This is a genomic window from Phycisphaerae bacterium (assembly GCA_019636475.1).
In the GTDB taxonomy this organism is placed as follows: Bacteria; Planctomycetota; Phycisphaerae; order UBA1845; family UTPLA1; genus JADJRI01.
In genome coordinates, this window is record JAHBXN010000008.1 from 171727 (window position 1) to 184377 (window position 12651).

A 12651-nucleotide genomic window follows, 5' to 3' on the forward strand; every position below is an offset into this window, starting at 1 on the left:
TCGTACGGCGGACTCGAATTATGGCGGCAAAATCCAGAAAAACGAAGAAGCCCGGAAAAAAGACCGCGGAAGATGCTGTGCCGGATGAAATTCTTGAAGAAGGTGACGAAGTCGAGACGGCTGCGGAAGAGCCTGAAATTGTTGATGCGCCCGAGGAAGAGGGCGAAGACGCGGCTTCGAAGCGAGGTCGCGCGGTGAAAGAGCCGCCGCCGCCGAAGTACTGGCGTGTCGAAGGCATGTCACCCGAAGGCGTTCGAGTCATTCTTGGTCGTTTTGTCACGCGCGAGGAGGCCGAGCCGGAACTGGTTCGAATCAAGGAAGACGGCTTCTACGACAAGGTTCGGCTCGTTGATTCGACCCCTGGTAAGTAGCTTCACACTCCCCAGTCGTAACCGGCGAATCGGCGACGAGACCTTCCTTGGGATTGTCGATTTGCCTCCACGCCGAACCTCCCGCACCCGATTTGTCGGCGATCGAGTCGATCAATTCATGCCCTCGCCGCGTTGAATGCGGGTTTTTCCTCGACTGGAAATTTTGCCGCACCCCAGGCCCGATCTGGCCGTTTTCTGCGATTTTCGCTGATGTGGGATTACCCGAACGATCCCCCGTTCAGGTTACTCGCGCCGAAATTGCGGGTCGCCGATTGCGTTTTTTGCCTCAGTGGACGGTACGGGTTCGATAATTGACGGATGTCAATTTCCAGCAAATGCTTGATTCAAGTTTCGGTTATCGGTAATAATGTGGGTGAGGGGTAGGTAGGAAAATGAAGGACCTTCCGCAACCTCGTACCCGCGAGGTCCCGAGTTCGTGCAGGATCGTGATAGGAAACCTCTGAATTCTGAGATTCGGTTTCTCCATTCGCGAGCCTGTTCAACCGATTCAAACGGGACTTGGATCGTTGTAAATCCTTCAAGCTGAGGCCGATCGACACGGCTCGTCGACGGTCTTGCCGTTTACACTTTTTTCTGGAGAGTGGGAATGCTCAATCGAGTGGCAGCGTGGTCGTTACTTGCGTGTCTTTGTACCGGCCCATCCATTGCATCGGCGGATTCGGTTTGGGCGGTTGTTGGCGGTGAGACTTCGATTCGTCTGGAGCGACCGGCTCTCGATGAGTATGGAATAGAGGTCTTCTCGATCAACACAGGGTTGAACCTGATGGAGGCCGTCGTCAGTGGCGATTCGCTGACATTCGTCGTCGATCCGTCAGTCAGCATGAATCTGACCGAGACCGCGGGTCAGATCACCTCGGCGCCGGTCGGCGCGATTCGACACGCCGGCGATCTTGTGGTTCGCATCGCGGGGCGGCAGGTTGTTCTCAACCAGGTTCGGCTTTTTGGCAGCGACGTGGACGGAGTGATTGACTTCGTCCTCGCAGGCGGCAGCAAGGAAACGTCGCAGCCGATGCTTCGGTTGGTCGGCGCGAAAGTCGGTTTTGATCATGCCCGCGACATGTTCATGATCGAAGCGTCGGGCTTGGAAATCACATCAAACCTGGCCCAACTGCTCGGCTTGCCGAAGACTGAGGGGCTTTCAATCGGAAGCATCGAGATGGTCGCGCAGTCCTCATGGATTGGCGGCGACGCGGCGGTAGAGCCGATGGATGTCATTGGTGTGCCGACCGGCGGCGAGGGTGATCCTCGCGGCGCGGTGTGCGGCGGTGCGGCCGGTCCCGACGTCATCGTCGGCGAACTCCACGAAATCGCTAACTATTCTGGAGAGCAGGTCGGCGGCGTTGACTACGACGCATTCTCTGTCGGCACCTACTCCTGCAACGTAGGAACAGCCAATCTTCAGTGGATCTCCGGTGACACGGGCGGACTCGGACTGCATCCGGTCATCGGCCAGAATTGCTACCGCTTGTACACGGCTGCCGATGGCTCATCACGCTTCGAACAGATCGGGCAGTCCTGGCTCAAGCACGGCTTCTTTGCGTTGCAGAACGACCTGTGCTGTACATGCGCGGGCGGCGGGGGAGGTAGCGCGCTGGGTGTCGGCTGTGCAGACCCATATACCGCTTCGCGAAATGGCGGCCAGTCGGGCGCCGGGCCGAAATGGCAGGTGAATCCATCGAACGGTCAACACATTCACCCGATCAGCAATCCCCCAGGCTATTCAACCAACACCGGGCGACGACTGCGGATCAAGGTGTCCGACCTCAACGAACCGGGCGCGCTCTACTTTGTCGAGGGTCAGTATGTCTCCAAGGATGACGCGGAATCCGGCAACAAGGACAACAATGGTTCCTACCGTCAGGTAACAATGTCCGGCACCGGCACCAATCGAACCTTCGCTCTCGCCGGTTCGACCCAGCGCGGCGAGGCAGGCCTCCGGGCGTGGAAGGACACTGACAACACCGTCACCGAGACCGATGTCCAGATTCCGAGCGATGGCCTCGTGATTGTCTCCGCACAGGCGACGGCGTTGGGAGGCGGTCTCTTTCATTATGAGTACGCGATTCAGAACCTCAACTCGCATCGCGGCATAAAGGGCGTTTCGATTCCCGTGGGCACGGGCGGAACGGTTTCCAACATCGGATTCCGGGATGTCCCTTACTACGACGGCGACGGTGAAGACGCAGTTACGCGAGACGGAACAGACTGGACCGGGCAATTCTCTGGCGGCATCGTGACATGGACCATGAACGACATCGGTGCAAATTCGAATGCGCTGCTCTGGGGCACCATGTACAACTTCCGATTCGATTGCAACCGCGCTCCCACGACAGGCAACATGACGCTGACGCTGTTCCGATCAGGTTCGCCCGGCAGCGTCACTGCCAGCACCGTCGTCCCCAGTTCGAGCGGCATCATTGACTGCCAGCCGAACGGCATTGGAGATGATATCGACATCGCGGACGGTACCAGCCAGGATTGCAATTTGAACGGTGTGCCGGACGAGTGCGAATCGTTCACCACTTGCAATCTCGCGCTTCAGTCGGTGGCATCGGGATTGAGCCAGCCGGTCGGTGTCTATGCCCCGCCGGGCGACACGTCGCGGCTTTTCATCGTTGAGCAGACCGGTCAGATCAAGATCATGAATCTGCCGTCGCACTCGGTGAATGCGACGCCGTATCTCAATCTGTCGGCGATCGTCAGCTCGAGTGGCGAACGCGGACTGTTGGGGCTGGCCTTCCATCCAAACTGGTCCTCCAACGGCTATTTCTTCGTGAATTACACGAATACCTCCGGCAATACCGTGATCGCTCGGTACCAGGCGACAGGCGGAAATCCCGCTTCGGCGACGGCGAACGCCGCGTCTGCAACGATCCTGAAGACGATCAACCAGGACTTTGCAAATCACAATGGCGGCTGCATTCAGTTCGGGCCGGACGGTATGCTTTATGTTGGCATGGGTGACGGTGGCAGTGCGAACGATCCGAACGGACGCGCGCAGAGCAACTCATCCCTGCTCGGCAAGATGCTCCGCCTCGACGTGAACAATCCCCCGACTTACGTTCCGGGGGACAACCCGGGCTCTCCCAATCTGCCGGAAGTCTGGGCAAAGGGTCTGCGAAACCCCTGGCGATTCAGTTTCGACCGGCTCACCGGCGATCTGTGGATTGCCGACGTCGGCCAGGACGCACGCGAAGAGATCAATTTCACTGCAGCCGGCTCGCCGGGCGGGTTGAACTACGGCTGGCGCTGTATGGAAGGCACGTTGTGCACCGGTCTGTCCGGCTGCACCTGCAATTCGGGACTCGTCCTGCCCATTCGTCAGGAATCGCACGGCGATGGTCAGGGTACCGGCTCGATATCCGGCGGCTACGTTTATCGCGGTTGCGAGATGCCCTGGCTGAGCGGTTCGTACTTCTATGCCGACTATCTCGGCAACTATATCAAGCGGTTCCGATATGTCGGTGGCAGCGTGACCGACCTGCAGACCGTTCAGGCTCCGGGCGGGGCGGTGCAGGGAATCGTGTCGTTCGGCGAGGATGCCAGCGGCGAGATGTATGTGGTCAGCATTCTCGGCTCGATCTACAAAATCGTCTGCGATGTGCCGCCTCCGCTTTGCGGCAACGGCAACATCGATCCCGGCGAACAGTGCGACGACGGCAACAGCGTTCCCGGTGACGGCTGTTTTAACTGTCAGTTCGAGAACAACGATCAGTGCTCCAATGCAATACTGATCGCAGACGGCGTCCACGCCTTCAGCACGGTGGGCGCGACAACCGATGGCGATCCGCATCCTGAGTGCGTCGTCTCGGGTGACGGCGGCCAGACTTTCAACGACATCTGGTTCAAGTATGTATCTCCCTGTTCCGGGACGCTTACGGTTACGACCTGCGAGCAACTCGGAGGCAGCGCGAGCTACGACTCCGATCTCGTGGTATACGACTGGAACGGAAGCGATTGTGCGACACGCACGTTCCTGGCGTGCAACGACGATGATGCTGTCAATGCCTGCGGTTCAGCCGGCGGCGGCTATCACAGCACGATCATTGTGAACGTGGCAGCCGGCCAGAACATTCTGATTCGCGTCGGCGGATGGAACTCCGGTAACTCCGGCACGGGCAATCTGAAGGTGAGCAACTCGTCCTTCCCCTGCGGCGAATGCGGCAACGGCATCATCGAGCCGGGCGAGCAGTGCGATCCGCCAGGTCCGAACTGCACCCAGAGCTGCGAATTCGCCAACGGCGATTGCAATAACAACGGCGTGGACGATGGCGAGGACATTGCAATAGGCAATAGCTTCGACTGCAACGAAAACGGCATCCCGGATGATTGCGAATCGACGACCGGCGAGACAAAGACCTATGTCGGAAGCGGCGCGGGATATCCGGCCGCGATTCCGGACAACAATGCCACCGGCGTTTCCCGCTCGATCACCGTCCCAGACAGTGGAGCGATCACCGATCTCAATGTCGCCCTTCAGATTTCGCATACATGGAATGGTGATTTGATTGTTACGCTCACTCACAACGCCACAACGGTCACGCTCATGAATCGACCGGGCGGAACCGGCAACAATGACAACGGGTACAACATCGTGCTTGACGACGAAGGGACCGGCGGCGCTATTCAGTCGATCGCGTTGTCGGGAGACGCCGGACCGGTTGTCTCGCCGCCGAGCTACACGCCGGCCAATCCGCTGAGCGCGTTTGACTCGCATGACAAGTCAGGCGTCTGGACCATTAACATCTCCGACCGGGCTGCCGCGGACACCGGCAACCTCGTCACATGGTCTCTCATTTTCACCAATCCGGGTTCACCGATTCCGCCATGCGATTGCAACGGAAACGGCGTTACCGACTCGGTGGATATCGCTCTGGGCAACAGTACCGACTGCAATAGCAACGGCGTTCCGGACGACTGCGACATCGCAGGCGGCGCGCCCGATTGTGACGGCGGTCCGACCGGCAATCCCGCGGCGGGCGGCAACCTCATCAATACATTCTGCTTCGGTTGTCACGGACCGGACGGATTCGGTGTCAACTGTGGCGGCGGTAGCTGCCCGGGCCCGGTCCTGCGAAACAAGACCCGAACGGTGATTTCCAAGAAGCTGCTCCCGCCGACGAATCACCCCGGCGGAGCATTCCCGGGCTTCACGGCCCAGGATTTTGCCGATCTTGAGGCCTTCCTGAATGACACGGGTCATCCGCCGGCCCGACCGGACGGAATCATCGACACCTGCCAGACGCTGCCGGACTGCGACGAAGACGGCATCGCCGATGGTTGCGAGTTCGGCGCCGCCACGGCGACGGACGACAACAACAACGGCATCCCGGACGAGTGCGAAAGTGTGCTCACCGGCGCCTGCTGTAATGCGGGTTCATGCTCCATCGAAACCGAGGTGGATTGCGTTTCTGCGGGCGGCTCCTATCTGGGCGACGGCGTGGGATGTACGCCAAGTCCGTGTCCGCCGGTAAACGACAACTGCGCCGACGCCATCGTCATTGTGGATGGCGCGACGCCGTACTCGACGGTCAATGCCACGACGGACGGCCCCGCTGAACCAGGCGCGTGCGTCAAATTTGGCGATACACAGGTGCACCGCGATATCTGGTTCATCTATACCGCTACCTGCACGGGCGATCTGCTGATCTCAAATTGCAATGCGACGAACTATGATTCGAAGATTGCGGTTTACGATGGAGACGTATGCCCGACTACCGCTGGCGCCATCGCCTGCCGCGATGACGTTGCAGGTTGCAATGGAAACAGCACGTCGCTGACCGTCAATGTCATTGAGGGCAACAACTACCTCATCCGCGTCGGCGGCTGGAACGGCGCCCAGGGATCGGGCACGCTGACCATTGCTTGCTCGGCGTACGAGTGCACCGATGCTTCGCAATGCGACGATCAGGATCCCTGCACGGCCGACTCCTGCGTCAACAACCAGTGCGTGCATGAGGCAATCGACTCGGATCAGGACGGCACGCCCGATTGCTCGGACGGCTGCCCGAACGATCCTGAAAAGATCGCGCCGGGCAACTGCGGATGTGGCGTACCTGATACCGCAGCGACCGGTGATATGGACGGCATTGGCGGCCCCGATGGTGCGGATCTCCAGTTGTTCGTGGAGGCAATCCTCAACGAATCAACCGATCCGGCCGATCTTTGCCCGGGCGATTTCAGCGCCAATGGCGTCATGGATCTCGGAGACGTGCCGGGAATGGTCAATGCGTTGATCAGCATCCCGTAACGTCCACGAACAAGCCCGTTTGATATGACCATTGCGAGGCCCCGGTGGCGATTGGCTACCGGGGCCTCGTGCACTTCAGAAAATCGCCGATCGTTGAATCTCGGCGCAAAATGCCGTTTTTATCGGATTTTCGTCCGCGACGGGCGATCTGCGAAATATGCGGCGTCGATTGCCGTTTAGACTTTTGGAGGCTGCCAGAGGGGCGGTTGTTCATCGCCGGTCAATGCGAACGGCGAATTCGACCGAAGAACCCATGTAGCTTCCGAGGGTCGTTCCGGCATGGTTGCATCGAATACGTTTCACAAGCTTTTGGCGGTGGATTCGAGCGCGCGCGAAGACATCGCGAATGCGACGTCGGCGACAGCCCAGGTTGAGTCGGTCGCGATGCCCGCGGCCATCTACGTGAAATGCCCAAAGTGCGAACACCCGGCCGTTCTGCGTCGCGTCTGCCCCGGGCAGGCCATCCGGTGCCGTCAGTGCAATTCGAAATTCACGATCCGAATGCCACGACGCGCGGTCGAGATCGGCGCGATCGCATCGTCGCTTCGTCACGACGCGGCGCCGCACAACTGATTCGCGTTTGCGGCGCGGAAACTCGCGATTCTCTGGCTCATCGATAATCGGGATACCACATTCTCTCCGTGACGAGCTTGTCAATCTCGTCGTCTGTCAACATCCGGCCGACTTTCGCATCGCGTGCCGACCGCATCACTGCGCAGGCGATTCGCCGACTGCATTCACGCAACATGCTCTGGTCCGGGTAGATCGCTCCCGCATCAATTCGATCCTGCGAGATGCATGTGGCCAGCGTACGCGCCGCAACGAGGAAGAGCTGGTCGGTCACTTCCCGGGCTTCGGAGAGGATGCAGCCCAGTCCAACGCCGGGAAAGATGAATACATTGTTGCCCTGTCCGATGACGTGGGTCTTGCCGTTGTGCTCGACCGGTGCGAACGGGCTGCCAGTCGCGACAATGGCGCGTCCGTCGGTCCATCGCAGGGCTTCCTCCGGAGTGCATTCCGCCTTGGAGGTTGGATTGCTGAAGGGCAGTATGACCGGTCGATCAACGTGCTTCGCCATTTCGCGAATGGATTCCTCATTGAAGGTCCCCGGCGTCGCGGTGGCGCCAAGAATGATCGTCGGCCGCACGCACCTGACGAGGTCGAACAGCGACTTCGGCGGCTCTCGGTCCATGCCGAAGGCCTTCATCGTTTCCGCTGAGAGTGCGAATTCACGCTTGTGCGGGTCGTTGATCGGTCGTCCGTGATGCAGGAGGCCGCGCGTGTCGGTGAAGACTTGCGCTCGTTCCACCGTCGTGGGCGCGACACCATCTTCCTGCATAGCGGAGCGCACCAGCCGGCCGATTCCGACACCGGCCGCTCCCGCGCCGACATAGAGAATTCGCTGTTCGGCCCAACTCAATCCCGTGATTCGCATCGATGCCATGATGCCGGCGAGCGCGACGGCCGATGTCCCCTGGATGTCATCGTTGAAACTGGTGATGCGTTTTCGATATCGATCGAGCACGCTGAACGCGATGTTCTTGTGGAAGTCCTCCCATTGGAGAATCGCTTTCGGGAACACTTCGCTCACAGCTTCGACGAACGCCTCAATAAACCGGTCATACGCTTCGCCGCGGAGGCGACGCTGTCGATATCCGATGTAGAACGGATCGCCGAGCAGCTCGGCATTGTTCGTACCGACGTCAAGGCTGATGGGCAGCGTTTGCGAGGGGTGAATGCCGGCGCCGCCGATATAGAGCGAAATCTTCCCGATGGGAATTCCGATGCCTCCCGCGCCCTGGTCGCCCAATCCGAGGATGCGTTCGTTGTCCGTGACAACGATGAGCCGCACGTCCTTGTTCGGAGCGTTGCGAAGGATGTCCGGGATGCAGTCGATGTCATCCGGTGTGATCCACAGCCCACGCGGCCTGCGGAAGATATGACTGTAATTCTGGCAGGCGTGTCCGACGGTCGGCGTATAGACGATCGGCATCAGTTCAGCCAGATTCTCCATCAACAGGCGATAAAACAGCGTTTCGTTGCGGTCCTGCAATGCAACGAGTCCGATGAACTTCTCCAGGTCCGAACTCTTGGCTCGGATATGTTCCATTGCCAACTGGCATTGCTGCTCGATCGTCAGGCAACTGTGGGGCAGAAGCCCGCGCAGGCCGAGGCGATCGCGCTCGTTCGGCGTGAAGGCCGCATCGCGGTTGCGGGTCGGATCTCGGAGAATCTCGATGCCCGGATGTGCCGCCAAATGATGAAGCGGATCGATCTCTACGTGTTCAGCAAAGGTGGTTGACATGACGGACTGCCTTTCTCGTGCGGGCGATACGGTTCGTTCACCTGTGGATGGCCAATGAAACTTCGTTATTTGCTGTCTCAGTAGGGTTGCAATCAGAGTGCCAACCGGCGTATGCAACCCAAGGCGATCAGCGCGCAGCGTTCGATTCAAGGTCGGGCGCGAGCATCGGGCCCCAACGGAAAAACCATCGCATGTGCGTATTCCTGCGCAGACGCGAGAAGAAACGTGTTAAACTACTGTCACACCGCAATTGCAGTTGAAGCCGGTCCGTCATGCGGTGTGTGAACTGGATCGCCTGCGCGGATCGGGTCCGTGATATGCCGGTGACAGGACGGTTCCGGAGGACTTGGAATGCTTCGCATCGTGGTCCCTTTCGTCATTGTGGTCGGCTCGATTATCACATTTCTCGTCTGGAAGCAGGCGCAGGTCCCGCCATTTGTGGTTTCGGGATTTGTCGAGGCGGATGAGATTCGGGTCGGATCGCGCGTCGGGGGGCGGGTCTCACGGATTTCGATCGAAGAAGGCGCGACGACGAAGATCGGCGACGAGCTCTACGCGCTCGATCCGTATGATCTCACCGCATCGCTGGCTCAGGCCCGCGCCGAAGCGGCCGCCGCGCAGGCGGATTTTCAGCGACTCAAGGCCGGTTATCGTGCCGAGGAGATCGATCAGGCTCGCGCGCGACGGGATTGGGCTCAGGCGACCTTGTCGATGCTGGTGGCCGGCCCGCGTCCGCAGGAAATTGCGATGGCCCGCGAACAAGTGAAAATCGCGACGGCTTCACGTGATCTTGCTCAGCTTGAATTCGACCGATTGGAGCGGCTCCGCGAGCGCGAGCAGGCCGCCGCGAAAGAATACGACGCTGCGGTGGCGGCGAGAAAGGAGGCGATAGCCGAGCTGGCTCGCGCGGAGCTGGCGTTGGCATTGCTGGAGGAAGGGTCGCGAAAAGAGGATATTGCAGCGGCGCAGGCACGTCTGGTCGAGGCGGAAGCCGCGTTGAAGCTGCTGGAATCCGGCTATCGTGCGGAAGATGTGGCTGCCGCTGAGGCGCAGTCGCGCGCGGCTGGCGCGCGGGTCAGTGCGATGGAGGTTCAGCTCGCTGAACTGACGGTCCATTCACCTTGCAACTGTCTGGTTGAGACGATTGACCTTCGGCCCGGCGACCTGGTTTCCGCCAACGCGCCGACCGCGGCACTCCTGGATCTGTCGCGCATGTGGGTCCGCTCGTACGTTCCGGAAGGCAGGCTCGGATCGGTCAGGATTGGGCAGGTCGTTTCGTTGCGACCCATCGGGATGCGCGATCGACGGTTTGCCGGACGGATTTCGTTCATCGCCCGTGAAGCGGAATTCACTCCGCGAAATATCCAGACGCCCGAAGAGCGCAGCAAACAGGTCTTTCGCATCAAGATCGCTCTGGAAGGCGACTTCGCCGAGCTTCGGGTTGGCATGTCGGTCGATGTACTCTTCGATGAGGTGCCTCGGCTGTGAGTGATAGCGTGATCCATGCACGGGAGCTTACACGTCGATTCGGCTCATTGACGGCCGTCGATCGCGTTTCATTTGACGTGCCTGCCGGCGGGATCTTTGGGCTTCTGGGGCCTAACGGTTCCGGCAAATCGACGATCATCAGAATGTTGTGTGGGGTATTGCGGCCCAGCGGGGGCACGGGTGCCGTGCTCGGAATCGACATCGTCCGTGATGCCGAGCTCGTAAAGAGACGGATCGGCTATATGTCGCAGAAGTTCAGCCTGTATGGCGATCTGACGGTCGAAGAGAACCTCGACTTTTATGGGCGAATCTATCGGCTGGATCCAGGTCGCCATGCTGAGCGAAAAGCGGGTGTCGTCGCAATGACAGGCATCGCGCCCTACCGAAATCGGCTTGCGGCGCACTTGTCCGGTGGTTGGAAGCAGCGACTGGCGTTGGCTTGTGCGATGATTCACGATCCCGAAGTATTGTTCCTTGACGAGCCGACGGCCGGCATCGATCCCGTCGCGCGCCGTGAACTGTGGGACCTGCTTTTCGAGCTATCCGGTCGTGGCGTCACCATGCTCGTTACGACGCATTACATGGACGAGGCCGAACGCTGCACACACGTCGGGTATATCCACCAATCGCGCATGATCGCGCTGGGTCGGCCGACGGATCTCAAGACCATGCCGGCCGTTACGCCATCGGGAACCCGCCGCTTCGAAGTACGCTGTGCAAATCCGGCTATCAGCCTTGCCCGCTCGCGGCAGGTGCCGCAGGTGCGCGATGCCACGATGTTCGGTGACACGCTGCATGTGCTTCTGGATGATTCACTCGATCCGGCGGCATTCATTCAACTGATCGCCGGCGATGATCCCGCTGCCGCATTTCGGCCGGTGGATCCTTCGCTCGAGGATGTGTTCGTTCTGATGAGTCGTGACCGGGACCGTCAAATGGATTAAGAGAGTCAATACATACGGATCCGGCGGCTCGTCCGTTCGCCGCCGCGAAATGAGTGCATCATGTACGGCTTTGTTGCCATCCTGCTGAAGGAACTTGCTCACATTCGGCGTGACCGCGGAACGATCTTCTTCGCGTTTCTGGTTCCGGCGTTGCAACTCACCATATTCGGCTACGCAATTGACGTCACGATTCAGAACATCCCACTCGTCGTCTTCGATCTCGATGGGCGGCAGGAGAGCCGCCGATTCATCGAAGCCCTCGAAAATACGGGCACATTCGTGATTGCCGAGCGGGTTGTGGACGCCGAATCCTTTCGCCGTTCGGTCACCGCCGGCCGATCGAAGGCGGGCGTGTTGATTCCCGCGGATTTCTCCAACCGGCTGCTCCGCGGCGAACAGGCCGCTGTTCAGGTGCTGATCGACGGCAGCGATTCGCAGGTGGCCACCACCGCACTTAACGCGGTCAATCTGTTGGCGATCCATCTGTCGATCGGTCGAGCGAAGATCGTGGCCGAGCAGCTTCAGCGCATGCCCGCGCGGGACGCATCGGGTCGCGCCTCTCTACCGATCGACGCGCGGGCGAGGCTGCTCTTCAATCCGGACCTTGAAAGCTCGCACTTCTTCGTGCCGGGTCTCATCGGAATCATTCTTCAACTCGTGCTCGTGTTCATGACCAGCTTCTCGATCGTGCGCGAACGGGAGACCGGCACACTTGAGCAGCTCTTCGTCACGCCCGTCGGGCCGGCCGGTCTCCTGCTGGGGAAGCTCACACCCTATGCCGGCATGGCGTTCGTGGAACTGTGTGGAGTGTTGCTGCTGATGATCGGCGTTTTTCGCGTGGGGATAAACGGCAACATCGTGCTTCTGCTCGCGATGTCGTGCCTATTCATAGTAAATGCACTCGGGCTGGGCCTGCTGATCTCGACGATCGCCCGCACCCAGCTTGGCGCAATGCAAATGGCATTCATCAGCATGTTGCCTTCGGTGCTTCTGTCCGGCTTCATGTTCCCCCGATCGGAAATGCCCGCACCGATTTACATCGCGACTTTTGCCATTCCGGCGACCTATTTCATCGAGATTCTGCGTGCGGTCATACTTCGCGGCGCCGATTTGATCGACATTTTCCCGCAGTTCATCGGACTGATCTGCTGCGGCGCGGTGATCATCACCGTGAGCTTCACGCGATTCCACAAGCAGCTCGATTAACCGGGAAATCGCCCCGCAACGGAGGGTTACCCGCTCAACCGGCACGATCGCCGGGGCCCTCGGCGC

Annotated in this window: 7 protein-coding genes; 6 read left to right on the top strand and 1 reads right to left on the bottom strand. The window is 59.8% G+C overall.

The window, feature by feature from the left end; genetic code table 11:
• The first annotated feature begins 20 nt into the window (after nt 1-20).
• The 3 genes from KF841_13855 (at nt 21) to KF841_13865 (ending at nt 7215) form a co-directional block, all read left to right on the top strand.
• A complete protein-coding gene (locus KF841_13855) occupies nt 21-371 on the top strand; it encodes a hypothetical protein (GenBank protein MBX3396443.1) in 351 nt (116 codons plus the stop codon).
• 607 nt (nt 372-978) lie between these two features.
• A complete protein-coding gene (locus KF841_13860; GenBank protein ID MBX3396444.1) occupies nt 979-6642 on the top strand; it encodes a PQQ-dependent sugar dehydrogenase in 5664 nt (1887 codons plus the stop codon).
• A 279-nt stretch (nt 6643-6921) separates the two neighbouring features.
• Entirely contained in the window at nt 6922-7215 is a 294-nt protein-coding gene (locus KF841_13865) for a hypothetical protein (GenBank protein ID MBX3396445.1), read from the top strand.
• A 37-nt stretch (nt 7216-7252) separates the two neighbouring features.
• Here the strand turns inward: KF841_13865 and KF841_13870 are convergent, their stop codons facing one another.
• Nucleotides 7253-8947 carry an NAD-dependent malic enzyme gene (locus KF841_13870; protein ID MBX3396446.1) on the bottom strand — a complete coding sequence of 565 codons (1695 nt, stop codon included), beginning with the start codon at nt 8945-8947 and terminating at the stop codon, nt 7253-7255.
• A gap of 351 nt (nt 8948-9298) precedes the next feature.
• On the opposite strand from KF841_13870, the gene KF841_13875 reads away from it, so the two are divergent.
• From KF841_13875 to KF841_13885, 3 genes are read left to right on the top strand one after another with little or no spacing between them, the layout of a single operon-like run.
• Nucleotides 9299-10435 carry an efflux RND transporter periplasmic adaptor subunit gene (locus tag KF841_13875; protein ID MBX3396447.1) on the top strand — a complete coding sequence of 379 codons (1137 nt, stop codon included), beginning with the start codon at nt 9299-9301 and terminating at the stop codon, nt 10433-10435.
• Nucleotides 10432-11379, top strand: a complete 948-nt coding sequence (locus KF841_13880) for an ABC transporter ATP-binding protein (GenBank protein ID MBX3396448.1) — start codon at nt 10432-10434, stop codon at nt 11377-11379. Before KF841_13875 ends, KF841_13880 begins: the two co-directional genes overlap by 4 nt.
• Before the next feature lie 60 nt (nt 11380-11439).
• Entirely contained in the window at nt 11440-12585 is a 1146-nt protein-coding gene (locus KF841_13885) for an ABC transporter permease (GenBank protein ID MBX3396449.1), read from the top strand.
• Nucleotides 12586-12651 lie beyond the last annotated feature (66 nt).